General features: G+C 65.7%; 23 protein-coding genes and 4 pseudogenes. 7 read left to right on the top strand and 20 right to left on the bottom strand.

Going from position 1 to position 25,762, the window contains the following annotated elements:
• Nucleotides 1–37: 37 nt before the first annotated feature.
• Both C486_RS03160 and C486_RS03155 read right to left on the bottom strand, forming a co-directional pair.
• Nucleotides 38–898, bottom strand: coding sequence for a hypothetical protein (locus tag C486_RS03160; protein WP_008452968.1), 861 nt, complete (start codon nt 896–898; stop codon nt 38–40).
• A gap of 101 nt (nt 899–999) precedes the next feature.
• Nucleotides 1,000–2,427 carry an FAD-binding oxidoreductase gene (locus C486_RS03155; RefSeq protein ID WP_008452966.1) on the bottom strand — a complete coding sequence of 476 codons (1,428 nt, stop codon included), beginning with the start codon at nt 2,425–2,427 and terminating at the stop codon, nt 1,000–1,002.
• A 175-nt stretch (nt 2,428–2,602) separates the two neighbouring features.
• Here C486_RS03155 and C486_RS03150 point away from each other — a divergent pair, with 175 nt between their 5' ends.
• Together C486_RS03150 and C486_RS03145 are read left to right on the top strand one after the other, a co-directional pair.
• A complete protein-coding gene (locus C486_RS03150) occupies nt 2,603–4,330 on the top strand; it encodes an alkaline phosphatase D family protein (RefSeq protein ID WP_008452965.1) in 1,728 nt (575 codons plus the stop codon).
• Nucleotides 4,331–4,514: 184 nt separating this feature from the next.
• Complete coding sequence (locus C486_RS03145) at nt 4,515–5,522, top strand: TIGR04024 family LLM class F420-dependent oxidoreductase (protein ID WP_049910099.1); 1,008 nt, start codon at nt 4,515–4,517, stop codon at nt 5,520–5,522.
• A gap of 53 nt (nt 5,523–5,575) precedes the next feature.
• Here C486_RS03145 and C486_RS22145 read toward each other — a convergent pair.
• Both C486_RS22145 and C486_RS03130 read right to left on the bottom strand, forming a co-directional pair.
• Nucleotides 5,576–6,366 (bottom strand): annotated as a pseudogene (locus C486_RS22145) (alcohol dehydrogenase catalytic domain-containing protein).
• Between the two features lie 99 nt (nt 6,367–6,465).
• Nucleotides 6,466–7,623: a pyridoxal phosphate-dependent aminotransferase gene (locus C486_RS03130; RefSeq protein WP_008452959.1), complete on the bottom strand. Its 1,158-nt coding sequence runs from the start codon at nt 7,621–7,623 to the stop codon at nt 6,466–6,468.
• 150 nt (nt 7,624–7,773) lie between these two features.
• On the opposite strand from C486_RS03130, the gene C486_RS03125 reads away from it, so the two are divergent.
• On the top strand, nt 7,774–8,439 hold the full coding sequence (locus C486_RS03125; RefSeq protein WP_008452956.1) for a DUF6517 family protein: 666 nt from the start codon (nt 7,774–7,776) through the stop codon (nt 8,437–8,439).
• A gap of 46 nt (nt 8,440–8,485) precedes the next feature.
• Here C486_RS03125 and C486_RS03120 read toward each other — a convergent pair whose 3' ends face one another.
• Together C486_RS03120 and C486_RS03115 are read right to left on the bottom strand one after the other, a co-directional pair.
• Nucleotides 8,486–9,352, bottom strand: a complete 867-nt coding sequence (locus C486_RS03120) for a 2-oxoacid:ferredoxin oxidoreductase subunit beta (RefSeq protein ID WP_008452954.1) — start codon at nt 9,350–9,352, stop codon at nt 8,486–8,488.
• Nucleotides 9,352–11,106 carry a 2-oxoacid:acceptor oxidoreductase subunit alpha gene (locus tag C486_RS03115; RefSeq protein ID WP_008452952.1) on the bottom strand — a complete coding sequence of 585 codons (1,755 nt, stop codon included), beginning with the start codon at nt 11,104–11,106 and terminating at the stop codon, nt 9,352–9,354. The genes C486_RS03120 and C486_RS03115 overlap by 1 nt, the downstream gene beginning before the upstream one ends.
• Before the next feature lie 274 nt (nt 11,107–11,380).
• Here C486_RS03115 and C486_RS03110 point away from each other — a divergent pair, with 274 nt between their 5' ends.
• On the top strand, nt 11,381–12,019 hold the full coding sequence (locus C486_RS03110) for a ferredoxin--NADP reductase (protein WP_008452950.1): 639 nt from the start codon (nt 11,381–11,383) through the stop codon (nt 12,017–12,019).
• Between the two features lie 301 nt (nt 12,020–12,320).
• Nucleotides 12,321–13,253 (top strand): hypothetical protein, encoded by a 933-nt coding sequence (locus C486_RS03105; RefSeq protein WP_008452947.1) that lies wholly within the window; start codon nt 12,321–12,323, stop codon nt 13,251–13,253.
• A gap of 9 nt (nt 13,254–13,262) precedes the next feature.
• On the opposite strand, the gene mce is transcribed toward C486_RS03105, so the two are convergent.
• From mce to C486_RS03090, 3 genes are all read right to left on the bottom strand, one after another.
• Complete coding sequence (mce, locus tag C486_RS03100; RefSeq protein ID WP_008452945.1) at nt 13,263–13,646, bottom strand: methylmalonyl-CoA epimerase; 384 nt, start codon at nt 13,644–13,646, stop codon at nt 13,263–13,265.
• A gap of 383 nt (nt 13,647–14,029) precedes the next feature.
• Nucleotides 14,030–15,712: an acyl-CoA mutase large subunit family protein gene (locus C486_RS03095; RefSeq protein ID WP_008452940.1), complete on the bottom strand. Its 1,683-nt coding sequence runs from the start codon at nt 15,710–15,712 to the stop codon at nt 14,030–14,032.
• 88 nt (nt 15,713–15,800) lie between these two features.
• Complete coding sequence (locus C486_RS03090; RefSeq protein ID WP_049910075.1) at nt 15,801–16,154, bottom strand: hypothetical protein; 354 nt, start codon at nt 16,152–16,154, stop codon at nt 15,801–15,803.
• Between the two features lie 56 nt (nt 16,155–16,210).
• On the opposite strand from C486_RS03090, the gene C486_RS03085 reads away from it, so the two are divergent.
• Nucleotides 16,211–16,459 carry a hypothetical protein gene (locus C486_RS03085; protein ID WP_008452936.1) on the top strand — a complete coding sequence of 83 codons (249 nt, stop codon included), beginning with the start codon at nt 16,211–16,213 and terminating at the stop codon, nt 16,457–16,459.
• A 33-nt stretch (nt 16,460–16,492) separates the two neighbouring features.
• Here the strand turns inward: C486_RS03085 and C486_RS03080 are convergent, their stop codons facing one another.
• The 5 genes and pseudogenes from C486_RS03080 to C486_RS19950 all read right to left on the bottom strand — a co-directional run.
• On the bottom strand, nt 16,493–17,080 hold the full coding sequence (locus C486_RS03080) for a GNAT family N-acetyltransferase (protein ID WP_008452935.1): 588 nt from the start codon (nt 17,078–17,080) through the stop codon (nt 16,493–16,495).
• 122 nt (nt 17,081–17,202) lie between these two features.
• Nucleotides 17,203–18,126: a M48 family metallopeptidase gene (locus tag C486_RS03075; RefSeq protein ID WP_008452932.1), complete on the bottom strand. Its 924-nt coding sequence runs from the start codon at nt 18,124–18,126 to the stop codon at nt 17,203–17,205.
• A gap of 116 nt (nt 18,127–18,242) precedes the next feature.
• Nucleotides 18,243–18,587: a hypothetical protein gene (locus C486_RS03070; RefSeq protein WP_008452930.1), complete on the bottom strand. Its 345-nt coding sequence runs from the start codon at nt 18,585–18,587 to the stop codon at nt 18,243–18,245.
• Nucleotides 18,588–18,699: 112 nt separating this feature from the next.
• Nucleotides 18,700–19,353, bottom strand: coding sequence for an HAD family hydrolase (locus tag C486_RS03065; RefSeq protein WP_008452928.1), 654 nt, complete (start codon nt 19,351–19,353; stop codon nt 18,700–18,702).
• A gap of 100 nt (nt 19,354–19,453) precedes the next feature.
• Nucleotides 19,454–19,650, bottom strand: a pseudogene (locus C486_RS19950) (FAD-binding protein); the annotation flags it as partial.
• Between C486_RS19950 and C486_RS03060 the strand changes: the two are divergent.
• Nucleotides 19,639–19,899, top strand: a pseudogene (locus tag C486_RS03060) (Rieske 2Fe-2S domain-containing protein); the annotation flags it as partial. The pseudogenes C486_RS19950 and C486_RS03060 overlap by 12 nt on opposite strands.
• A gap of 30 nt (nt 19,900–19,929) precedes the next feature.
• Here C486_RS03060 and C486_RS03055 read toward each other — a convergent pair.
• From C486_RS03055 to C486_RS03030, 6 genes and pseudogenes are all read right to left on the bottom strand, one after another.
• Complete coding sequence (locus C486_RS03055; protein ID WP_008452921.1) at nt 19,930–20,673, bottom strand: hypothetical protein; 744 nt, start codon at nt 20,671–20,673, stop codon at nt 19,930–19,932.
• Between the two features lie 82 nt (nt 20,674–20,755).
• On the bottom strand, nt 20,756–21,349 hold the full coding sequence (locus C486_RS03050) for a DJ-1/PfpI family protein (protein ID WP_008452919.1): 594 nt from the start codon (nt 21,347–21,349) through the stop codon (nt 20,756–20,758).
• Between the two features lie 119 nt (nt 21,350–21,468).
• Entirely contained in the window at nt 21,469–22,641 is a 1,173-nt protein-coding gene (dnaJ, locus tag C486_RS03045) for a molecular chaperone DnaJ (RefSeq protein WP_008452917.1), read from the bottom strand.
• A gap of 365 nt (nt 22,642–23,006) precedes the next feature.
• A complete protein-coding gene (locus C486_RS03040; protein WP_008452913.1) occupies nt 23,007–23,204 on the bottom strand; it encodes a hypothetical protein in 198 nt (65 codons plus the stop codon).
• A 236-nt stretch (nt 23,205–23,440) separates the two neighbouring features.
• Nucleotides 23,441–25,369 (bottom strand): molecular chaperone DnaK, encoded by a 1,929-nt coding sequence (gene dnaK, locus C486_RS03035; RefSeq protein WP_008452911.1) that lies wholly within the window; start codon nt 25,367–25,369, stop codon nt 23,441–23,443.
• Between the two features lie 171 nt (nt 25,370–25,540).
• Nucleotides 25,541–25,762, bottom strand: a pseudogene (locus tag C486_RS03030) (nucleotide exchange factor GrpE); the annotation flags it as partial.

The raw sequence follows: 25,762 nt of genomic DNA, 5'->3' as shown, positions 1-25,762 counted from the left end.
CCACGCATCGGTGTCGATGCCCGTCCCGATCCACAGGTTACGAGAGGAACTGGCGATAGTGGTCGCTCATTACGGCTCGAGACGTGTCCGAGAACGCGGCGACGTAATCCATGTTGAGGACGGACCACGATTCGTCGACAGGGTCAGCGGTGTCGTCGATCGCTCCTTGCTGGGTCGCAAACTGGTGGTTCCGCGGCGTGTTTCGGCTTTCCCGTGCCGAATAGCCCGTGGCCATCACGGTGATCCCGTGGTGGGTGAGCCAGCCGCTCGCGTCGGGATGGTCCTGTGCGCCACAGCTGTGTGCCCGCACCACCGGCGAGGGATCGTCTGCGGTCGCGTCAGCCGGATAGTGTGGGAAGTCGGCCCAGCCGATGACCGCGTGGCCACACTCGTGTGCGGCGAAGTTCCGCCGCAAATCCTCGGGCGTCCCGATACCGAATCCGAGTCCGGACACGATTTCGGTGTTGACGTAGCCGTACGCACCGGGTTCGCCGTCACCTCCCCCGTCGTGTCCCGCGTAGGATCGCATCGCACCTGCGGACGTCCTCCCGTCCCCGATGACGAACACCGTGATCGTTTCGGGCGTCCGGTCGGGTCGAAGCCCGGCGTCCTCGATCGCATCGAGGGTCGCGGTGTGTGACGCCGAAATCCCGAAGTCAGCGACCGACTCCTCGTCGATCGTTACCGTTGCCGTCCCCGCGGTCGCGTCCGTCCACGTGTCGGCGAACAGGGTCGCTCCGTCGACGATAGCACGCATCGCACCGTCGGTCGCGGAGACCGACTCGTGACGGATGACCTCGACCGTGAGGGCACCGTCGCCGGCGTCGGCCGACCCGGTCGTGGGGACGACGGCGGTGCCGGCGAGACAGGCACTCGAGAGGAACTCTCGACGGTTCATTATCGAACGTGATGCGACGCGAGACGTAAACTATCGGTGGCCGAACGAGTGATCAGCGAGCCGTTCGCCGCTCGAGCACGACTCGAGCGGTCCAGCCACGCTCACCGCTCCGCCTCGGTGAGCCGCTCGCCGTCGGCCGTTTCGGGGAAGATCTTCCCCGGATTGAGCGTGTCTGTCGGGTCCAGTGCACGTTTCACCGCCCGCATGGCCTCGACAGCCCCGGCCCCGTGCTCCGGCTCGAGGAAGCGTTGTTTTCCCGCGCCGATGCCGTGTTCTCCCGTCGCGGTCCCGCCGAGTTCGATCGCGAGGGCGACGATCTCCCGGTACAGGTCCTCGCCGCGGGTGCGTTGCTCGGGGTCGTCCGGATCGGCGAGGACGCTGTAGTGGAGATTGCCGTCGCCCGCGTGCCCGAAACAGGGGACAAGGAGGTCGTACTCGTCGGCGAGGCGCTTCGTCTCGCGGACGATCTCGGGGTAGGAACTGATCGGGACCGTCACGTCGCCGGGATGGATCGGCTCGAGATCGGGATCGTACGCCGAGATCGCATAGGCCAGCTCCCGGCGGGCCTGCCAGAGGGCGGCCATCTCGGCGTCGTCGTCGCTCATCTCGAAGCGACCGACAGCGTGGTCCTCGAAGATCATCCGGCAGAGATCGATCTCCGTCTCGATGCCGTGATTCGCGTGGAACTCGAGGAAGACCATCGGCGCATCGGGCAGGTCGCTCCCGAGATACGCGTTCGCCATGGTCGCGCTCAGTCCGTCGACGAGTTCGATTTTGGCGACGCCGACGCCGGTCCGGACCGCGTCGAAGACGGCCTCCACGGCGTCGTCGAGGGTTTCGAAGATGGCTCGTCCGCCGCGAACCTGTTCGGGTCGGCCGGCGAGTTCAAGCGTCGCTTCGGTGACGACCGCCAGCGTGCCCTCGCTGCCGACGATGAGATCGGTCAGGTTGTAGCCGCTTGAGGTCTTGCTCGCCCGCGAGCCCGTCTCGATGACGGTGCCGTCGGCCAGTACCGCCTCGAGACCGAGCACCCAGTCGGCGACTTCGCCGTATCGGACCGTCTGCATTCCGCTGGCGTCCGTCGCGATCATCCCGCCGATCGTCGAGATATCGCCCGAGGAGGGCAACGGCGGGAAAAAGAGACCGTCCCCGGCGACGTACTCGTCGACGTCCGACCCGATGATCCCCGGTCCGACGTCGATCTGACGGTCCGCGGGCCGGTAGTCGACGACCCCGTCCATCCGCGTGAGATCGAGGCTGATACCGCCGTGTGCGGGGACGGCGTTGCCCTCGAGCCCGGTCCCCGCGGCGTAGGGCGTCACCGGGACGCCGCGGTCGGTCGCGGCGGCCACCACCGCGGACACGTCGGCCGTACACGCTGGCCAGACGACGGCGTCCGGGAGCACGCCCCCGTCGTCGATTCGCTCCGCCCCGTAGTCGGTCGCGTGCGATTCCCGCCGCCCGTCCGCGACGGAAATCCGGTCGGTCGCGAGGGGGAGATCCTCGAGAAACGAGCAATCGTGTGTCATGTGTGTTCGTTAGTAACTAACAATATCAACGTTTCCCACTGGTTCGCACGCAATCCCTCTCGCGGGACTTCCGTGAACCCGATCGTATATATTCATCGTATCTGAAATTATAATAACAATATCTAACATAGTTAAATTATAATATTATTTTACTTAATTCTGAAATCGCAATCGTATGCCAGAGAAAAATGGCACACGGAACCGGACGAATCGGCGCGGCTTTCTCGAGAGCATCGGCACCACCTCGGTCGCTGGCGGCCTCGCGGCGATTCTCGCTCAGCGCGATATCGTCCAGCCGGTCGCCGCGGCGTCGGCGACCGATCGGAGCGTCTTCGCCGTTGACGGGGCAGCCGATCCCGACGCGACGTTTCCGCAATCGGTGGCCAGCGGCGGGCCGACCCCGAGCGGCGTTATTCTCTGGACACGGATCGCCCCCAGCGCGGTCGTCTCCGAGGAGCCGGTCGGTGTCCAGGTCGCGACCGACGACGACTTCGAGGATGCGGTGTACGAGGGAACGGTCCCCGCCGACCGACTCTCGAGTGCACACGATTACACGGTCAAAGTCGACCTCGACGGGGCTCTCGAGTCGGATCGGCGCTACTACTATCGGTTCGTCTACGACGGCGTCGCGACCCGAACCGGTCGCTGTCGGACGCTGCCGGCGGCCGGCGCGAGCCCCGATTCGCTGTCGTTTGCGGTCCTTACGTGTCAGGACTACCAGAACGGCTACTACGGAGCCTACCGCCACATCGCGGCCGAAGACGTCGACTTCGTCGTCCACCTCGGCGATTTCATCTACGAATCCGCCGACGGTGCCTACACCTCGCCGACGACGGATATCACGGACGGGCGCGACATCGACCTCCCCAGCGGCGCTGCGCTGGCCGAGTCCCTGGCCGACTTCCGGACGCTGTATCGGACCTACAAGGGGAACGAATTCCTCCAAGAAGGACTCGAGCAACACACGGTTATTCACGGCTGGGATGACCACGAAATCGGGAACAATCGATACTGGGACGACGAAGCGAACGCGCCGGTGCTGCCGGATACGGACGGCGGCGAGCAGCCGGAGCGGGCGATGGAGATCACGGCCGACGGCATTCAGGCGTGGGTCGAGTACGTTCCCGCCCGCGTCGAGTTCGATCCGAACGAGTCGGCACTGCAGGACCAGCTCCGATTGTGGCGGGACCTCCAGTTCGGCGACCTCGTCGATCTGACCGTCACCGACGAACGACTGTATCGCGATGGCCCGCCCTGCGGCGACGCACGGATCACCTGCACGGAAGAGGAAGCACAGGGGCGGACGATGCTCGGCCGCGAACAGAAACAGTATTTCAAGGAGTGGCTCACTGAGTCCGACGCCGTCTGGTCGGTCTGGGCCAACGAAGTGCTGACGATGCCCCTGACCATCGGCGATAACTGGTCACAGATCGAACTGCTCCACGACTCGTGGGACGGCTTCCAGCACGAACGCTGGGAACTCATGCAACACGTCGCGGATGTCGATCCGCGCAACTTCGTCGTCCTGACCGGCGACCTCCACGCGTCGCTTGCCGGCCACGTGAAAGCCGGCTACGGCGAGATCGAGCCGCTCGAGACGTACGACCGGATCGGCGTCGAACTGATGACTCCCGCCGTTACAAGCGTCAACGCCGCCGACGTGATCGATTTCCCGGGTGACTGGGACGACGACGCGCTCGCGGAATTGACCAAAGAGCAAAACGACCACCTCGAGTACGTCGACTGGCATCAGCACGGCTACGCCGTCGTCGAGTTCACCCGTGATCACTGTACGTACACCGTGTACGGCGTCGACAAGGACGCGGATCCGCGGGATGCCGAGCGGTCGACCCTCGCCCGATATCGTACCCCGGACGGCGACCTCGCTCTCACGGAACTGTAGCCACGCGGTTGGTGGGTCGCCTCGAGCGGGTCGCCGGCGCTGTGACGACCGACCCGTCGCCGGCCTGCGATCGGTCGCGCGTGCGACTGGATGGAAACGCTACAGTTTTATGTGAGTGCGTGACGCGGTGGATGGTGATGAGAGCGCGATCCACGATTCGCGTGCCGAGACGGAGGCAGAGCCGATGAACGCCGAACTGGATCTCCTGGTCCGACTCGGCGACTACGACGAGCCACAGGGTGTCGCCGATCGCGCCGTCCAGGCGGAAGCGCTCGGATTCGACCGGCTCACGGTCGGCGAGACGACCGGCTGGAACATCGTGCCCCCGCTGACGCTGGCCGCCGACCGGACCGAGGAACTGGGCATCTCCAACGACGTCATCTCGCCGTACGGGCGAACGCCGTCGATGCTCGCCCAGACGGCGCTCACGCTGCAGGCGGCCGCCGACGGCCGCTTCCGGTTCGGGATCGGGCCGAGTTCGCCGGCGATCACCGAGCGCTGGCACGGGCAGGAGTTCGACCGACCGCTCCGTCGGACCCGGGAAGTGATCGAGATCATGCGAGGGGTCTTCGAGGACGGCACTCCCTCCTACGACGGCGAGATCTTCGACATCCCCGGCCTGGACTACGAGCGCGGGCCGAGCGAGAACCCGCCGCCGATCGACGTCGGGGCCCTCGGCCCCAAGGCCACCGAGATGGCCGGCCGCTTCGGCGACGGGTGGGCCCCGCAACTGTTCACGAAAGACGGCCTTCGGAACCGGCTCGAGGACCTGGAACGCGGTGCCGAACTCGGCGGCAAAGACCCCTCGGACCTGCGAGTGGCCCCGATCGTCCGGGGGATCGCATCGGAGGACCGCGAGGCGGCACGGGAGAAGGCCCGCAGTACGGTTGCGTTCTTGCTCGGGGCCTACGGTCCCTACTACGGGAACTCGGTCGCCGAGCAGGGGTATCCCGACGTCGTCGACGAGATCCGGGCCGCCTGGGAGGAGCGGGATACCGATGCGATGGCTCGAGCGCTGCCGGCGGACGTCCTCGACGAACTGGCCCCCGCGGGTACGCCCGACGAAGTCCGCGAGTGGGTCGCGGAGTACGGCGAGATCGAAGGCGTCGACGCCGTTCGTGTCGGGTTCGTCAACGGGATGTCCGACACGGACAAGGAAACGACGATGGAAGCGGTCGCCGACCTGTCCTGACCGCGTCCGGGATTCGTCTTCACTCTCACGCGCACGGCGCACCCGCGCTGGCCCTACGGTTCGATGACGAGTTTACCGAGGACGCTATCGTTTACGACCGCCCGCTGTGCGTTGGCCGCCGCCTCGAGATCGTAGGTTCGCGCCACCTCGATCGAGAGCGCACCGGTTTCCATGAGGGACGCGACGCCCTGAAGCGGCACGCGGAGATCCGGCGTGTTGAACATACTCATGAACTGGTAGGAGACGTCCTTCGATCGGGCCACGCCGTCGTTCGAAAAGCCCGGATCGGGGCTGTGCTCCCCGATGCCGACGACGCGAGCGCCCGTTGTGGCGACGTCCGCGTCGAACTGCAGGTAGTCGTCCAGCCGATGGTCGAGGATCGCATCGACGCCGCCGTGGACCAGACAGTATTCCGCCGGCTCGAGGTCGGCGTGGTCGATCAACGCGCGCCAGGCAGTGACGGCGGCGACGCCCGCGGCACCCGCTTCGGTCACGTCGACACCGTCGGAGAGGTGAACGACGCGATCGGTCGGTACCGTCGCGTATCGGCGTAGGATCCCTGAAACGCACCGTTTCCCATACCGGTGCCGTAGACGGAGTCACCGGCCTCGAAGTGCTCGACCGTTGGACCCGTCTCCACGACGGTGCCCGCGAAGTCGACGCCGGGCGTGAACGGCACGTCGACCGGTTCGTACGACCCGTCCCGGAAGTAGGTATCGACGGGGTTGACACCCGCGGCCGCGACCTCGATCAGGAGCTCGTCCGCGGCGGGCTCGGGTCGGTCGACCTCTTCGACCTGCAGTACGTCCGGATCGCCGTGTTCGTGAAGGCGTACAGCTCGCATCTCGTTCGTATCCACGAAGCGGGACGGTAAGAACGGTACACCTGAGGCAGGGGACTCGAGGCCGGTCGCGAGACGACCGGCGACGAATCCGCCGGACCGCTATCGCACTGCCGTCGTCGCGTCGGCCATAATCTCGAGTGCCTCCTTCAACTCCTCCGTTCCCGTCGCATAGGAGAGTCGTGCATACCCCTCGCCGTTCGACCCGAAGGCGTCGCCGGGGACGACGACCACGCCGCGGTCAAGCACTTCGTCACACCAGCCTTCGGGAACCTTCGGCATCGCGTAGAACGCGCCCTCGGGCGTCGGCACCTCGAGCCCGGCGTCCGTGAGGCCGTCGAGGACGAGATCCCGCCGCCGTTCGAAGGTGTCGACCATCTCTTGGACCGGCTCCTGCGGGCCGGTCAGCGCGGCCTCGGCGGCGTACTGGGCCGGTGCGGAGGCGCAGGCCTGCGCGTACTGGTGGACCCGGAGCATGCGCTCGATGCGGGGGTTCGAGCCGGGCGTCGAGGCCTCGTCGCGACGAGCCGGCGTCGTGACGACCCAGCCGAGCCGCCAGCCGGTCATCGAGTAGGTCTTCGAGCAGGCGCTGACGACGACGACGTTGTCCGTTTCGGCGAACTCGAGCGGCGAATGGTGGTCGGCATCGAAGACGATGTGTTCGTAGACTTCGTCGGAGAGACAGAGCACGTCGTGCTCGTCGGCGATGCGGGCGAACTCCTGCATGTCAGCTTTGCTTTGAACGGCTCCGGTTGGGTTCGCGGGGCTGTTGACGATAAACGCCGCCGTCTCCTCCGTAATGGCGTCCTCGACCGCCGCGGGGTCGAGCGTCAGATCGTCTCGCAACCCGACCGGCTTCGGCGTTCCGCTGGCGATGCGGGTCAACGCGTCGTAGGAGACGAAGCCGGGATCGGGGAAGAGTACTTCCTCGCCCGGATCGACGTGGGCCTCGAGCGCGAGGTGCAGCGCTTCGCTGCCGCCGGCGGTCGCGATCACGTCCGCGGGGTTGATCTCGAGGCCGTAGTCGCGGTCGTACTTGGCCGCGATCGCCTCCCGAAGCTGGGGCGTGCCCTTGTTCGAGGTGTAGGCGTCGGACTGTCCGGACTCGATCGCCTCGATGGCCCCGCGGCGGGCGTGGGCGGGCGTCGGGAAGTCCGGCTGGCCCAGCCCGAGGTTGATCGCGTCCTCGTCCGCGGCCTCGAACACTTCGCGGATACCGCTGATCGACACCTGCTCGACTCGAGTTGCGAAGTCGGTCATAGCTAAACGGGAGGGGCCGACCCCGATAACTCTTGATGTGTTTGCTGGTCTCGACTCACATGACTATATTGTCACGAACGTCCACTAATAGTGTCTATACATTTGAAGGTTGCGTAAGGAATATGCCATTCTCCTCGAATTAATGGGATAATGGCTCACGCTCGACGATCGTTGCTCGCTGCGGGTGCGACCGGGACGATCGCACTGACCGCCGGCTGTCTCGGATTCGTCCTTGGGAACGAACCGCTCGAGTTCGCTGCCGACCGCGTCGCGCCGATCGACGAGATGGTCGCGGAGACCGGATACAAAGAACGCGCGGTCGAACAGCGGACGATGGAGCGCTCCGAGAGCATCGGCGGCATCGAGCGCGACTTCGAAGCGTCGCTCTGGACCTCGAGCTATTCGAAGGCGGTCGAATACAGGGGCCAAACGCGGGAGGGAAGCGTCTTTACCGCCGTCTCGGTCCCGGGAATGGAAGTCGCCGGACAGTCGGTCAACCCGCTCGACGAGATGTCGAACGAAGAACTCCTCGAGGAGTTCCTCGGCCGGGTCGATAGCAACCGTGGCACTGTCGACAACATCCGGCATCAGGAGTCGTTCGTGCTCGAGATCCTCGGTGAGAGCCGGGACGTCGACAGCTTCGTCGGGGAGTCCGAACTCGATGGCGAGCCACTCGACGTGGAGCTCACACTCGCGTCGTTCGATCACGAGGACGATCTGCTCGTGTTACTCGGCGTGCTTCCGAAGCGTCTCACCGAGGAGTCGGCGAACGTCGAACTACTGATGGAATCGGTCGAACACCCGGCCGATACCTGAATCGGGGGTCGCCCGACGACGGGCGGCGAGCGTCACCGAAACGGCGTTAGTAGAACTCGCGAACGAGGTCCATCGCGTCCTCGGGCGCGCCGTCCGGAATCTCGGACATGTCCTCGGTGACGCCGTGTTGTTCGTGGTACGGCACGGAGTTTTCGTCCTGATACATCACGCCCTGATACTCCTTGTCGGCGTCGAGGATGACTTCTTTGGCTGCCTCGTAGTCGGTCGGGTCGTGTTCCTCGTCTTCCTGTAGGTCGACTAAGCTGTCGCGGAAGTAGTCGTAGGTGTCGACGTCGTTGAACGTGACACACGGACTGAAGACGTTGACGAAGCCGAAGCCGTCGTGTTCGATGGCCTTCTGGACGATCTCGGCGTGTCGCATCGCGTCGGAACTGAACGACTGAGCGATGAACGAGGCACCCGACGCGAGCGCGAGGGCAAGCGGGTTGACCGGCGGCTGTTTGGGTCCTTCGGGGGTCGTCGAGGTCTCGAAGTCCGACCGCGAGGTCGGCGAGGCCTGTCCCTTGGTCAGCCCGTAGATGCGGTTGTCCATGACGCAGTAGGTCATGTCGACGTTCCGACGGACGGCGTGGACGAAGTGACCGGCTCCGATCGAGTAGCCGTCGCCGTCGCCACCGGCGACCATGACCTCGATATCGGGACGGGCCATTTTGACGCCGGTGCCGACCGGGAGCGCGCGACCGTGGACCCCGTGCAGCGCGTAGCTGTGCATGTAGGTCCCGATCTTGCCGGAACACCCGATCCCGGCCACCACGAAGGTGTTGTCGGGATCGTTGCCGGTGTTCGCGAGGGCTTTCATCATGCCGTTCATCGTCCCGAAGTCGCCGCATCCGGGACACCACGTCGGCTGCTTGTCGGATTTGAAGTCGGTGAATCGTACGTCGGAGCTCATTATGCTGGTACCTCCTCGGAGAGTTTCTCGGTGATGTCGTCCGCGAGTTCGTCCGCCTTGAAGCGGACGCCCGTGTACTTGTTGATGCGCTTTACGCGGGTCAGCACGTCGTGTTCGATCACGTCGGCGAACTGCCCGGTCGCGTTACACTCCACGACGATCGTGTCGTCGGCGGCCTCGATTTCCTCGGTCAGGTCCGGCCGCGGGAAGATGTAGGGCACCGAAATGACGCGCACGTCGATGCCGTCCGCCTCGAGGTAGTCGAGCGCTTCGACGAGTGCGCCCTCGTTCGAGCCCCACGAGATGATGAGATTGTCGGCGTCGGCGTCGCCGAACTCGCGGTAATCCCAGTCCTCCTCGGCCCGTGCGGTCTCGACCTTGCGGTTTCGCTTGTCGACCTGATGGACGCGCTCGTCCTCTTCTTCCGTCCGGCGGCCGAGCTCGTCGTGCTCGAGGCCGGTGGACATGTGGGCGGCGTCGGTCGTGCCGGGGATGGCGCGGGGACTGACGCCGTCGTCGGTGACGGCGTGGGCGCGGAACCGGCCCTGCGAGTCGAGCCACTCGTCGACCTCGTCCTCGTCGACGAGTTTGCCGCGATCGATCTCGACCTCGTCCATGTCGAAGGCCTCGGGCGGGAACGTCTGTTCGGTGACCGACATCGCCAGATCCGAAATCAGGAAGACCGGCGTCTGGTACTTCTCCGCGAGGTTGAACGCCTCGACGGTCTTCCAGAAGCACTCGGTGATCGACGTGGGAGCGACGACGAACCGGGGGACCTCGCCGTGACCGCCGTACAGCGCCATATTCAGATCGCCCTGTTCCTGCTTCGTCGGCATCCCCGTCGAGGGGCCCGAGCGCTGTACGTCGGCGATGACCAGCGGCGTCTCGCTGGTCGCGACCAGACCGAAGGTCTCAGTCATGAGGTCGACGCCGGCCCCGGATGTCGCGGTCATCGATCGTGCTCCGGCACGTGCGGCTCCGAGCGACATGTTGATGGCCGAGAGTTCGTCTTCCGCCTGAACGACGTGCCCGCCGTAGTCCTCGATACGCTCCGTCAGATACTCCATGATCGACGTCGCGGGCGTGATCGGGTAGCCGGCGTAGAACCGACAGCCGGCAGCGAGTGCGCCCATCCCGATCGCCTCGTTGCCGTTGAGCAGGACGTAATCGTTGTCGGTCGTCTCGATGTTGTAGCCGAGGTGGTCCAGATCGTAATTTTCCCGAACGTACTCCTGGCCGGCGCGGGCCGCCGCCTTGTTGTTCTCGACGATCTTCGAGCCCTTGCCGCCGAAGCGCTTCTCGAGGGCTTCGTCGAGGTATTCGACGTCGAAGCCGGTGATCTCACACGCGGCACCGAGCGCGACGATGTTGCGCATGATCGCGCCGCCGGCCTCCTCGGCCAGCGACTTCAGGGGGACATCCACGGCGGTCATCTCGTCGGGAATCTCGGCTTCCCAGGAGCGCTCGCCGTCGTAGATGATGGCGCTGCCCTCGTGGAGTTCGTCCAGGTTCTCGTCGATCGTCCGCTGGGTGAGCGCGACCAGAATGTCGAGTCGGTCGACGACGCTCTGGACCTTGTCCACGGAGGTCCGAATCTTGTAGGCCGTGTACCCCCCGCGGATCCGTGATGCGAAGTCTTTCGAGGTGAATACGTGCCGTCCGGCTCGGGCGAGTGCCTGAGCGAAAATTTTGCCCGTGGAGTCGATTCCGTCCCCGGCCTCGCCTCCAACCGCCCAGTTGAGGTCCTCAGCCATGTTATGATGGGCCTTGCCCCCCATAAATGAAAAGGCTTCTGAAACCCCACCCGGATGAGTGTAACGACGCGTGATCTGTTTGATAGCACAAATTATTCCATACTAATCGGTATGAATCTCGGCGAGAGGCGTACCGCGGGACGGCAACCGATACCGGAGAGCGACCCCGGCGGTTCCCCACCGTCGTTTTCACGGGCGTCTGCCCTACGGGCCGTCGAACCACGTCGTCGACGGAACGGAACGTCTTTTCAATCAGCCGCCGAACGGCTTCGATATGGAAGGGACACCAGTCACCGTCGAATCGGTCAGTGAAGTCGGTCCCGATACGGTCACGCTCGAACTCGAGACGCCCGACGGGTTCGATGCCTTGCCGGGACAGTTCGTCTTGCTCCGAGCGGCACCCGACGATGAGGCGATCTCGCGTCACTATACGCTCTCGTCACCGTCCGTCGGCGAGACGTTCGAACTCACCGTGGGCATCGATCCCGACGGCGACCTCTCGCCGTGGCTCGCGGATCTCGAGGGCGGCGAGACCGTACACGTTGAGGGACCGTTCGGGCAGATCACCTACGAGGGCGAGGACGATATCGTGGCGGCCGCTGGCGGCCCGGGTATCGGCCCTTCGATCGCCGTTGCCGAAGCCGCCCAGGACACGGGCCACGACGCCGTGGTGATCTATCAGGCCGACGAACCCGCCCACACCGAGCGTCTCGAGGCGCTCGCGGATGCGGGCGCGACGGTCGTCACCGTCGGGGAGGACGCCGACGACGAACTGGCCGATGCGATCGCGACGCACCGCAAGGACGGACAGATCTACGCGTTCGGCTTCGACGGCTTCGTCACGTTCGTCGCCGAGGCGATCGACGACGCCGGCGGCGATTCCGACGAGGCGTTGATCGAGAACTTCGGCTGACGCGCCGTACCGATCGGAGCCCACGGTCGGATCGCGGGCGCGATCAAGTGGCCTATCCCCGGCATCCCAGGTTCGGCCCAACTGGGGGACAGCGAGCCCTGCCCTACCGCAGTGGTCGGCGAAAGCGTCCCCGGGTGCGGGCACATCGTGTCGCCACTGCTTCGATCGGCCTCGCGGGCCCGCTCGAACCGGATTCGACGACGTCGTGACGGCCACGTCCCGTACCCACTGACACTCCCGACGGCGGACAGGTTCGCGTTCCTGACAAAAGTGTTTATTCCGTATCGTGGTGGGAGCGCGTATGCGACGACGAGACCTCCTCGCCGGCACCACCGGCGCGGTCTGTGGACTGGCCGGCTGTACGGGTTCGACGGTCGACCGATTCCGGACGATCCACCCCGGGACCGACTCGAGCGGCGATACCGACCGGGACGTCGCCGAATCGGAATCGGACGACGCGATCACGGTCGGCGATCCCGACGATGTCCCGTTTCTCGGCGCGCATCCGCCGCACGAACTCACACTCCGCAACGAAGGCGACCGGGACCGAACGGTCTCCGTTACGATCACGACCGACCAGGGGCACGGGGACGACGGAGCCGATAGCACGGCCGACAGCGGCGACGACGCACTGCTCGAGCACGAGTTCGAGCTCCCGGCGGGGGAGAGGCTCGTGCTTTCCCTCATCGAGCCGCGGTCGTACGCGATTACCGTCACGACCAGCGGCGATGACGGCACGAGCGAGTCGACCGTTACCGACGGCGTCAGCCGGCGGCCGTTCGACTGTCTCCGCTCCCGAACAACCATCACGCTCCGCGGGACCGGCATCGAGACAGCGTCGAGTTCGACGACGATCCCCTGTCCGGACCCCGACGTCGTCGACGCATCGCTCGCTGTCGGCGAGGGCGAGTGTGCGGGGCGAACGGACCGCGAGCGAGCCACCGTCGAATTCACCGCCGAACGCGTCGTCATCGCGGGCGCTCTCGGAACGCCGACGCCCTGTCACGACCTCTCGCTCACCGAGGCGACCTACGACGCGGACCGCGATCTCCTCGCGGTCACCGTCGCTGTCGGCACCCAACCGGCAGCCACCTGCATCGACTGTCTCGGGATCGTCGGCTACGATGCGCGGATCGATCTCGAGGGGCGGTATCCCGACACCGTCGCGGTCCGCCACGAACACCGCGACGAGACGCGACGGCTCACAACGACCGAGTCGCCGGCGGCTGAGTAGCCACCGCCGTCAGTGTTCGACGAGTTCGATCAGGATGCCGCCCGTGTCCGTCGGATGGAGGAACGCCACCGAGTGCCCCCACGCGCCCGGCCGCGGCTCCGCGTCGATCAGCGCCACGCCGTGGTCGCGGGCCGTTTCGAGGGCACCATCGATGTCGTCGGTCGCGAGCGCGAGGTGGTGGATGCCCGCCCCGTTGTCCTCGAGATAGCGCGCGATCGTCCCTTCCTCGAGGGGCTCGAGCAGTTCGAAGTACCCGTCACCACAGTCGAGGAAGACGACGCGCATGCCATCGAACTCCTCCTCGTGGGCGATCTCGAGGCCGAAGAGGTCGCCGTACAGCGTTGCGAGTCCCTGTGCATCGTCGGTCGCGATGCCGGCGTGATCGAAGTGCATCGGCCTGTACTCCGGTCGATGGCCGTGTTACTGTTGTGATTTTTCGTGAGGTCCCCGCCTCGAGCAGCGTGCACGGCAACACCGGACTCCCGACGGGACGTCCGTCAGGATGAAAAACGGCCGTCGGCGCGATCGCGCGTGTTCGTGTTTCGGTTCGCGGTCGGGAACCGTCGTTACTCGTCGGTCGACGCGTTCTCGTCCGCTTGGTCGTCCGCCGTGGCAGCACCGCCATCGTCCGTGTCGGGGCTCGAGAGGGAGTCGCTCTCGCCCGGCGGCACGATTCTCCATGACTGGCCACGGAGCCGCCGGGAGCGGTCTCTGACCGGGTAGCAGCGCGTTATTTGCGAGAACCCGATTTCGGCTCGAGTTCGGCCCCCGAGCGCCTACATCGCGCTGCCCGGCTGATACTCGCCGAACTCGTCGCGCATGACGTTACAGATCTCGCCGACCGTCGCGTACGCTTTGACCGCGTCGATGATATACGGCATCAGGTTCCGGTCGCTCCGTGCCGCGTCGCGAAGCGCCTCGAGGGCCGTGTCGACCGCTTCGTCGTCGCGCTCCGCGCGGGTTTCCTCGAGACCGTCGATCTTGCGCTGTTGGTCCTCCTCGGTGACCTCCTCGACGTCCATTTCGGGGTCCTCGTCGACTTCGAACTCGTTGACGCCGACGATGATCCGCTCTTTCTCCTCGATCTCCCGCTGGCGGTCGAACGCCGTGTCCTGGATCTGGCGCTGGACCCACTGTTGCTCGACGGCCTCGAGCATGCCGCCGCGGTCGTCGACCTCGGCCATGATCTCGTAGGCCTCTTCCTCGACGTCGTCGGTCAGCGATTCGACGTAGTAGCTGCCCGCCAGCGGGTCGATGGTGTCGGCCGCGCCGGACTCGTGGGCGAGGATCTGCTGGGTTCGCAGCGCCGTCCGGACGGATTCCTCGGTCGGCAGGGCAAGCGCTTCGTCCTTGCCGTTGGTGTGGAGGCTCTGCGTCCCCCCGAGCACTGCCGCCAGCGCCTGGTAGGCGACGCGGACGACGTTGTTCTCGATCTGCTGGGCGGTCAGCATCGAGCCCGCGGTCTGGGTGTGGAACTTGAGCTGTTTGGACTTGGGGTCGTCCGGGTCGAAGCGCTCCTCGATGATGTCGTGCCACATCCGGCGGGCCGCGCGGAACTTCGCGACCTCCTCGAAGATGTTGTTGTGGCCGTTGAAGAAAAAGGAGAGTTGGGGCGCGAACTCGTCGACGTCGAGACCGGCCTCGATCGCCGTTTCGACGTACTCGATCCCGTTACCGAGCGTAAACGCGAGTTCCTGGGCGGCCGTGGACCCGGCCTCGCGGATGTGATAGCCCGAGATGGAGATGGTGTTGAACTTCGGCGTTTCCTCGGCACAGAACTCGAAGATGTCCGTGATGATTCGCATCGACGGCTCCGGCGGGTAGATGTACGTGTTGCGCGCGATATACTCTTTCAGGATATCGTTTTGAATCGTCCCGCGAAGCTTCGAGCGGTCGACCCCCTGCTGGTCCCCCACCGCAATGTACATCGCCAGCAGCACCGACGCGGGTGCGTTGATCGTCATCGACGTCGAGACCTCGTCTAACGGAATGCCGTCGAAGACGGTCTCCATGTCGGCAAGCGAGTCGATCGCCACGCCGGCTTTCCCCACCTCGCCGGCGGCCATGGCGGCGTCCGAGTCGTACCCCATCTGCGTCGGCAGGTCGAACGCCATCGAGAGCCCGGTCTGTCCCTCGTCGAGCAGGTAGTGGTAGCGCTCGTTGGTGTCCGCCGGCGTCGAGAACCCGGCGTACTGGCGCATCGTCCAGAGCCGACCGCGGTAGCCCGTCGAGTAGACGCCGCGCGTGTACGGCGGCTCGCCCGGATTCCCCAGATCCTCCTCGTAGTCGAGATCGCCGACGTCGTCGGGTGTGTAGAGCCGATCGACCTCCTGACCGCCCGTATCGGTCGTGAACGTTTCCTTGCGCTCGCCGAACCGATCGAGGACCGGTTCGACTTCCGCCTCGTGCCACGACGCCTTGTTGGCACGGATCTCCTCGAGTTCGTCGGGGTCGAACATTATGATTATCGTGGGTCGGGCGGGGCTTCAACTTTGATGAACACGTCAAGCTTCGCGGTCGCGTCGTCGACTCACGACCCCCGTCGCCTCAAACGCTGTCGGCAGGGTCGTGTTGCCGTGCCATCCGCGACGCTTCCTCGGCATAGCGCTCCCGCGTCGCCGGATCGTCGACGCTCCCGAGCGCGTCGGGCGGGACGCGGAGTCCGGCCGTCGTCTCTCGAGTGGGGCCGGTAAAGCTGGTCAGCGCGCGCTCCCGGCGGTGATATCGCCGGCCGTCCTCGGTCGCGTAGACGAGGATGATGAGATTGAGTTCGTCGTCGCCGTACGTTCGCTCGACGAGCCAGACGGGAACGGCTTCGTCCGCGGCGGGAGCGCCATCGTCTGACCCGTCGGTGTCGGAATCGCTGCCGTCGGCCGCCGAATCGGAGCGGTTCGCGGTCATGAGTGTGTTCGGAATCGCCACAATCGCTTATTTCTCACGGCGTCGACGGCTCGAACATGTCCAGCGAGCCATCGGGGTCGCCGCTGTCGAGCGACGGGACGGGCGATCGGCGTCGAGCGGCCCGGTACGTCGCGCCGTTGCTCGCAGTCGGAGTGGTGACCCTCGGACTCTTGCTCCGCTGGGGACTGGACCCGTTGTGGGCGTTCGCCGTCCTCCCGCCGATGCTGTTCCTCTCCGGGATCGCCTGGGTCGCGTTCCGATACGGCTTCGACGAGCGCCCCGCCGGATCGGGATCGAACCGGTAAGGCAGGACGGACGGGCGGCCCTATCGCCGTCATCTACTGCCCCGTATCGTACTTGTACGTCGCCGAGTCCGGATCGATACCGAAGTCCTCGGGGGACTCCGTGTCGTCGGCCTCGTCGCGCCCCTCGGGGGCGTGCTTGAACGCCTCCCGAAGCCGATCCGGCATTCGGAACTCCGCGACATCGATCGCCAGGGGCACTGCGTCGGGATCGATCCCCTCGCGCTTGTCCGCGAGTCGGTCCTGGAGGACCGCCGGCAGATCGGCCTCCTCGATCCGCTGGAAGCCGAACTGAGCGAGGTAGGCCCCGTCGCCGGTCAGGACGTAGACGGTTTCGAACCCCTCGTCGCTGGCGTACTCCACGAGCCGTTCGACGATGTGGGCCCCGACGCCCTGCCCGCGCCACCGCTCGAGGACCCCGATGCTAGTCAGTTCGCAGACGGCTCCCGAGTCCGCGTCGGTTTTGTGGATGCGGATGCGACCGAAGCCGGCCTTCTCGCCGGACTCCTCGTCGATCGCAATGACGTAGTCACGGGAGCGAAACGCCGTCTCGTCGAGCCCCATCGACTCGATGTGATCCAGCAGCCAGACCTCTTCCCTGTTTTTCGCGTCCCGAACGTACATGGCCTGACGTAGGAGGTGTGCAGCAAAAAGCGTTTGTGGGTTGCCAGTACGTCGGCGACGCTCCCGCCGTCACCGGGTTGGGATGCCACCACTACGGTCGGAACGCACACCACCCACGACTGTTAGACCTCTCGAGTCTGCGCGCGATCGCGGTCGTGTCGCGCCCGTTCGAGCAACCGCTCGATCCGGTCGTCCGTCGGGGGATGCGTCGAGAGCAACCGCCGCCACGTCTCGTCGTCCTCGGTGTGAACGTACAGGGGACCGAGCAACCCCGCGGACGGGTCCGCGGCGCGTTGGATCGTCCGGAGCGCGCGAGCGAGCGCGACCGGCCGTCCCGTGACGGTTGCGGCCCGCTCGTCGGCGGCGTACTCCCGCCGTCGTGAGTGGGCCCGGACGGCCAGCGTCACGAGGAGCACGCAGATCACGACGCCGCCTTCGATGCGGCCCAGCAGCCGGCCGACGGCCGTCCGCGACCACGACTGCGGATCGCCCCGGAGCCACGCGACGGCTCGAGCGATCCCCATGACCGCAACCAGCAGCGGCGACAGTAGCAGGACGGCAAGCCCGGCGATCGTCCGGAAGACGCTGTAGGCAAGCGTCTGGACGAAGGCATCGTACCGCTCGAGGTGGGCGAATTCGTGTGCCACGAGCGCCTCGAGTTCGTCGAGCGACAGCAACCCGAACAGCGACCGATCGAGGACGACGACGCCGCCGCGTCGACTGCCCAGTGCGAAGGCGTTTGGCATCGGCAGCCGCGCGATCGCGACGGTCGGCGAATCGACGTCCATCCGCGACTCGAGATCGTCGAGCCGCCGGTAGAACCGGGGTGCGTGCGATCGCGGGAGTTCGACCGCCTCGAGCCGCGAGAGCAACTGGGTCGTCCCGAACCGATAGCTCAGATACCCGCCCAAGAGACCGGCACCGACGACAACGAGAAGCGTCGTCCCGGGGTCGGGTGCGGAGGCCCGGAGGGCGGACAGTGCCCAGTAACTGATCGCGGCCAGCGCGAGCGACCACAGCAGGAGCAGACAGCCGACCAGCGCCATCAGCAAGCGCGTTCCGTGACCGCGTCGACGAGGAGGCATGGCTCGGGTCAACTACGACCGGGCGACTGAAACGGCTATCGAACGCCCGAGTCACCGTCGAGACCGACTCCCCACGACTACCACTCCGACGGCTTGCCGTCCGCTCGCCGAGTTCGATGTCGGCTCGAGCGTGCCACCCGCGCCCGGACGGCGGTTGCCCCGATCACACTCAGCGAGGCGATGAGCAGAAACGAACAGAAGTACCACGGGTTCGACTGGGCGACGATCAGCCCCCTCGTGGACCCGGGCACGATACCGAGCGCCAGCAGATAGAACGCAGTGAGGAGCGCGAGCGCAGGCCGGCGATAGCCGTGCCAGTAGAGCATCCCGACGAGGACGCCCGACAGCAGTCCGAGTTGCCCGGAATGGAGTTCAGGAATCGTGCTGAAAATCGACGACAGAACGGTTTCGACGGTCGCCATACGTTCGGCTCTCTTCCGTGGCACTGTCCTATGCGTTCCCCTGTATCTGGACAGCTACTATAGGGAGTGAGCCGTGTCGACGGGAACGATGCTCGACCCGCCGTCGGCGCGCTCACTCGAGGACCGACGGAAGCCCCGACAGCGACGGGAGGCGGTAGGTGGGGTCCACGTCCGCTTCGGGTGGCTCCGTCCCGGACCGGGAGAGCAACACCGAATCGATGCCCGCGTTGTCGGCCGCCCGGATGTCGACGGTTCGATCGCCCACGTACAACGCGGCGTCCGCCTCGAGCGCGTCCATCGCGGCCTCGATGTTCGTCGGATCGGGCTTGCGTCGAGCCAGCCCGTCGGGAGTCAGGGGACAGCCGTAGACGGTTTCGAACAGCGATCGGAGCCCGAACCGGTCGAGCAGCGTCGAGACGACGGTCGGGTGATTGTCGCTGACGATGCCGAGGGGACGCTCGAGCGACTGCACCGCCGCGATGTCGTCGTACGCGGATCGCACCCCGCGTTCCACTTCCTCGAGTTGGGTTCGGACCATCTCGCGGGCGGCCTGGGCACAGAACACGTCCGCCTCGATGCCGAGGCCCTGACAGCGGTCGGCGATCGACTCGAAGTCGCCGCCCATGAGTTCCTGAAACGTCTCCGCCGCCGGACCGGACCGGCCGAGTTTCTCGTACGTCCGGCCGAGAGCGTCGGAGAGGCGCTTGGATGACGGTGTTTCGACGACGACGCCGTCGAAGTCGAACAGGACCGCATCGTATTCCATACTGCGCTGGAATATTCACTCGAAGAGCATAACGCTATTGCGTTTCGGCTGGCCGCGAGAACGCCCACGTCGGCTCCGCGGTCGCTGCCCTGATCGCGCGCGAGTCCCACGCGCTGCCGTTGATGCTCCGAATGCCGGGAGAGGTGAACAGGTGGGCCGTGTGCATCCACATCTCGTCGTGTCGACCACCGTCGTCTCGAGGCCGTTCTTCGCGGTGAACAGCGCTGCGCTCAGTCCAGCGGAGCCGCCGCCGATCGCGAGTGTCTCGAGCGTCGGACAGTCACGCTCGAGGCACACGGGTCGGACGGCATCCCCCGGACCGGGGACGGTCGCGTCGTTCGGCGACCGGACCAGCCCCTCGGAGTCTCGGACGAGGCGGAGACGGTGCACGCCGTCTCGGTGATCTGTCCGCACATGGGCTGTCTCGTCCAGTGGAACGACGCCGAAGCGATCTGGGACTGCCCCTGTCACGGCTCGCGGTTCACCCACGAGGGCGAGGTTCTGTCGGGACCTGCCGTCGAGGGGTTGCTGTCCCGAGAGCTCTGACCGCTGCAAAGCAGCGGGACCCGGTCGCCGTCAGGGGAGCGCCACCGCGTCGAGATCGATCCGGTTTGGCTCGGGGACCGACTCGGCGGCAGCGCTCGAGACGGCATAGCTCGCCTGCTCGCCCACGGTCTCGTCGCCCGGAAGGACGAGCACGGCCTTGGCCAACAGCGGCGCGATCACGCCCGCCGCGATCGTCCGAGGATCGGACAGGGGCGTGCGAACGACGACGCGGTCGTCGGCTTCGAGACCGGTTTCCGTGACGACCTCGCGTGCGGCCTCGAGCAGCCCCTCGTGCGTGACGGGCCGCTCGCCGTCGGTCAGGATGACCGTTTCGGGATCGATCGACAGCGGCGGGAACGAGGGGTTCTCGCTCCACAGCCCCGCGTCGAAGTGATGGATGTCCGGCGCGTCGGGCTTGTCACCGTAGCCGACCCGTTGTGCGCCGCGGGGTACCTCGTAGTCCGCGAATCGGTCGACGGGTGCGACGAGCGTCCGGAAGTCGTCCTCGTCGGTGAGATCCGTCGGCGGGTCGAAGCGGGTCGTTCCCTCGAGCAACGTCGTCCCGAAAAAGGCCAGCAGTGCGAGGGGGCCGTCGCCGACGACCCCGACGGTGACGCCGTTGCGAACGCCCGCGTGCCGCAGGAAGTTGCCGGCTTTCCACGAGGTCGTACACAGCCAGTGGTAGTCGTACTCCCGCCCCGTCGCGTCGACGAGCGCGATCCGATCGTCGCGGAGTTCCCGAGTCAGCAAGCCGTCGACCGTCCCAACGTTCATACTAGCCACTCCGTCCCGGGGCCGAAAAAGCGCGCCGACTCGCTCTACCGGCCCGTCCGTATGCGACCCTCATACGACGGGCTCAGTCGTCCGCGGCCGCCGGTTCGGCGTGATCGATGTCGGTCCCGAGACACTCGAGGAACATGGCGAGCCACTCGGGATGGTCGGGCCAGGCCTGTCCGGTCACGAGGTTCCCGTCGCGCGTAACGCCCTCCGCCCAGTCACCGCCGGCCGTTCGGACGTCCGTCTCGAGCGCCGGATAGCCGGTACAGGTTCGGCCGTCCAGAACGTCCGCGGCGGCGAGGAGTTGGACGCCGTGACACAGGCACGCGACGGGTTTGTCTTCCGCGAAGAAGTGTCGAACGTACTCGAGAACTGCGTCGTAGGTACGGAGGTACTCGGGCGCGCGGCCGCCGGGAACGACAAGCGCGTCGTACTCGGCCGGATCGACGGCGTCGAAGTCGTGGGTCAGTTCGAACCGGTGCCCGGGCTTTTCGGTGTATGTCTGGTCGCCCTCGAAGTCGTGGATCGCGGTCGGACAGGTCTCACCGGCTTCCTTCTCCGGACACACGGCGTGCACTTCGTGCCCCACCATCTCGAGGGCCTGATACGGAACCATAACCTCGTAGTCCTCGACGTAGTCGCCGGCGAGGAGCAGGAGCTGTTGTGCTGGCATGCGAATCCATACGATGATTCGAGCGCAACGCTCATAACATGTGGTGGATGGTACCGTGCCACTCCGGTCGCCGGAGCACCGCCGTTCGATCCGACGGAGCGGCGGGGACGAAACGCGACTCAGAACGCCCGCTTGATCTTCTCGAAGAAGCCTTCCGTCACTTCGATCTCGTCGCCGCCGGCCTCCGCGAAGGCCTCGAGTGCCTCGCGCTGGTCCTCGTTCAAACTCTCCGGCGTGACGACTTGGACCTGCACGTAGAGGTCACCCTGCCCGCGACCGCGGAGACGCGGCATGCCTTTCCCCTCGAGGCGGAAGGTCTCGCCGCTCTGGGTCCCCGCCGGGATCTCGAACTCGGCAGCACCCTCGAGCGTCGGGACTTCGACGGTGTCGCCGAAGGTCGCCTGCGGGAACGAGATCGGCAGCCGGTACTGGAGGTCGTCGCCCTCGCGTTCGAACTCGTCGTGGTCGCGGATCGAGACGTCGATCAGCAGGTCGCCGTGCGGGCCGTTCTCGGGACTGGGCGCGCCTTCGCCTTCCATTCGGAGAGTTTGGCCCTCCTGAATGCCCGCCGGGACTTCGACGGTCAGCGTCGCCTCGTTGCGGACGTACCCCTCGCCGCGACACTCGCCGCAGGTCTCGGAGTACAGCGTCCCCTCGCCCTCACAGCGGGGACAGGCCGTCGTCTGTTGGACCCGGCCGAGCGGCGTCTGCTGGACCTGCGTCACCTGCCCGCGGCCCTGACATTGCGGACAGGTTTCGGCGTCGGCCTCCGGCGGGTGGCCCTCGCCGGCACAGACATCGCACTCCTCGGGTCGCTCGACGGTAAACTGCTTTTCAGCACCTTCGTATGCCTCCTCGAGATCGATCTCGAGTTCGGTCCGCAGGTCCCGCCCTTTGCGCGGCTGACGGCGGCCGCGTCCGCCGCCACCGCCGCCGCCGAAGACCTGTTCGAAGAGGTCGCCGAGACCGCCACCCCCGCCCATGCCGCCACCGCCCATGCCGCCGAACGGGCCGCCGCCCATGCCGCCGGCACCGCCGGACTCGCTGGCGTCGAAGCCGTGTTTTTCGGCCTGTTCGTAGCGGTCGTGGCCCATCCGGTCGTAGGCCTCGCGCTTCTCCTCGTCGGTTAGGACCTGCTTTGCCTTCTGGATCTTCTTGAACTTCTCCTCGGCATTGGGGTCGTCGCTGACGTCGGGGTGATACTCGGTGGCCTTCGACCGATACGCCTGTTTGATCTCCTCGGCAGACGCGTCGGGGCTCACGCCGAGAACGTCGTAGAAGTCCTCGCTCATTCGTTGTGCAACCGATACTCGGTTGAGCCACTTGAAACGAACGTTCCATGGAGCATGCGGTCCAGTGCGCTCGTGCCCCATCAGGAGCGACCCCACCCACTGCTGCAGTTCACTGCCGTCCGGTTGCGGCAGTGATGAGGACGCGCTCGCCGTGACGAGCGCCCCAGATCGAACCGGTAAAGAGGGGCTCGTCGTATTCGTCCGACGGATCAATGGCCGCCCGTTCTATAAGATGGATGACCATCCCGGTTCGGGCACGTACCGGTAGCCATACTGGACTGCCCTGTTCTACCGTCGGGAACGAGAGACCGCGGTGGCCGAAAACAATCAGGACGAGGACCGATACAACGGTTCTCAAATGGGGGTTAGCCTTCGATCCATACGGACCAGATAACTGCTGCGAAGACGGCGGCGAAGACAAGCGAGGTCCCGATCACGTCCCCGACGGATCGGCCTGTATACACTCCAGATATGACCGCCGCGGAAAACGTAACGGAAAAATAGACGACCGCCTTTCCGACCCGACTCGAATAGAACCCGTCGTTTGATTGCTTCTCGGACATCGGTCGTGGGTCCACTGGAGGGTTTGTTATCTATTCTAGATCGAATGTAGCAATGACTCTTCCGGTTGAAAGAGAGGGGGTTAGCGGACTCCGCCTTCTGTACAGGGTTGACGTGGATCTATCCACTATTGGATGAGCCGACTCGAGGAACGCAAAACAATAGCGGGCCGACGCGACTCGAAAACCGGATCGCAGTCAGCACTCGTTTCGCCGGTGCCGAAACTGGAAGGGGTTCGTTACTCCTCGTCGTCCTCGTCGAAGTCGACGTCCTCGAAGTCGGCGTCGACGAACTCCTCGTCCTCGCCGCCGGCAGCACCGGCGTCGGGGCCGGGGTTCGGACCGCCGCCCATGCCGCCGGGGCCTGCACCGGCACCGGCCGCACCGCCAGCACCCGCAGCACCGCCGGCAGCGCCGGCACCGCCCTCCTGCTGATAGATCTGCTTGCCGATTTCCTGTAGTTCCTCGCTCAGGGCCTCGGTCGCGGACTCGATATCGTCAGCGTCGGCATCGTCGTCGTCGATCGTCTCCTCCAAGTCCTCGATCGCGGCCTCGATATCGGCACGGAGATCGTCGTCGACCTGCTCGTCGTTCTCCTCGAGCAGCGTTTCCGCGCGCTGGATCGTCGCCTCGGCGGCGTTACGCGCTTCGATGCGCTCGCGCTTTTGCTGGTCTTCCTCGGCGTGTTTCTCGGCCTCTTCTTGCATCTTTTCGATCTGCTCGTCGGAGAGACCGGCACCGCCCTCGATGGTGATCTCCTCGGTGGTGCCGCTGCCTTTGTCCTCCGCCGAGACGTTGACGATGCCGTTTTCGTCGATCGAGAAGGACACCTCGATCTGTGGTGTGCCGGCGGGGGCCGGCGGGATGCCGGTCAGGTGGAACTCGCCGAGCAGTTCGTTCTCTTCGGCCAGTTCGCGCTCGCCCTGGAAGACCCGGACCTGGACCGTGGTCTGGTTGTCCGCTGCGGTGGTGAACACCTTCGACTCCTCGGTCGGAATCGTCGTGTTCTTCTCGATGAGTCGTTCGAAGAGCCCCCCTTTGACCTCGATACCGAGCGAGAGCGGCGTGACGTCGAGCAACACGATGTCGTCGACCTCGCCGCCCAGGACGCCACCCTGAATCGCCGCGCCCAGCGCGACGGCCTCGTCGGGGTTGACGTTCTTCTGGGGCTCTTCGCCGATGAGTTCCTCGACCTTCTCGGAGACCTGCGGCATTCGAGTCGAGCCACCGACAAGGAGGACCTCGTCGATGTCGTCCTTGCTGTAGCCGGCGTCCTCGAGTGCCTGCTCGGTCGGCTCGACCGTGCGATCGATGAGGTCGCTGGTGAGCGATTCGAACTTCGCGCGGGTCAGCGACTCCTCGAGGTGGATCGGGCCATCGTCGGTCGCCGTGATGAACGGCAGGTTGATCTCGGTCTCCTTGCGCGAGGAGAGTTCGATCTTGGCCTCTTCGGCGGCGTCTTTCAGCCGCTGGAGGGCCTGCCGGTCCTCGTGGAGGTCGATCCCGTGTTCGGCCTCGAACTGGTCGGCGAGGTAGTCGATGATGGCCTCGTCCCAGTCGTCGCCGCCGAGATCGTTGTCACCGTTGGTCGCGACGACCTCGTAGACGCCGCCGCCGAGATCGAGAATCGAGACGTCGAAGGTGCCGCCGCCGAGGTCGTAGACGAGCACGGTCTGGTCGGAATCGTCGTCGAGGCCGTAGGCCATCGACGCGGCGGTCGGCTCGTTGATGATGCGCTCGACCTCGAAGCCGGCGATCTCGCCGGCGTCTTTGGTCGCCTGGCGCTGTCGGTCGGAGAAGTACGCCGGGACCGTGATGACGGCCTTCTCGACCTCGTCGCCGAGATAGTCCTCGGCGTCGCGTTTGATCTTCTGGAGGATCATCGCGGAGATCTCCTCGGGCGTATACTCCTCGCCCTCGATCTCGACGGTGTAGTCCTCCTCGCCGATGTGGCGCTTGATCGACGCGATCGTCTTTTCGGGGTTCTGGATCGCCTGGTTCTTCGCCGGTTTCCCGACGAGTCGCTCGTCGTCGGTAAAGGCGACGACGGAGGGCGTCGTCCGTTCGCCTTCGGCATTGACGATGATCTCCGGATCGCCGCCTTCCATCACCGCGAACGCGCTGTTTGTCGTCCCCAGGTCGATTCCGAGAATTTTGTTGCTCGCCATCGTGGACGGGTATTGTGCGCACTTTGTTTTAAAGGTTACTAGCTGACCGGCGAAGCCGAATAAAACGCGCGTCTGCCGGCGTACAGCCTCGCTCGCGACAGTTGGCTCGCAGTAAAAATCAGCGTCACTCCGGCGCTCGCTCGAGCGGTCGCCACTCGACGAGCCCGTGTGTTACTCGTCCGCTTCGTCGGCGGAAGCGTCCGTCCCGTCGGCGGTGACTTCGCCGCCGAGTTCGATCGCGTCGTCCTCGGCGTCCGTCGCATCGGTCTCGGTCGCGGCGTCCTCGCCGTTTCCGTCGGTCGACTCGGCGGCGTTTTCGGCGGCTTCGTCACCGTCCCCGTCGGCGAGGTCGCCGTTCGAGACGGTCACCTGGGCCTGTCTCTTATACACATC

The organism is Natrinema gari JCM 14663 (assembly GCF_000337175.1).
GTDB lineage: Archaea > Halobacteriota > Halobacteria > Halobacteriales > Natrialbaceae > Natrinema > Natrinema gari.
The sequence above is the reverse complement of the archived record's forward strand: the minus strand, read 5'-3'. Positions and strand labels throughout refer to the sequence as shown.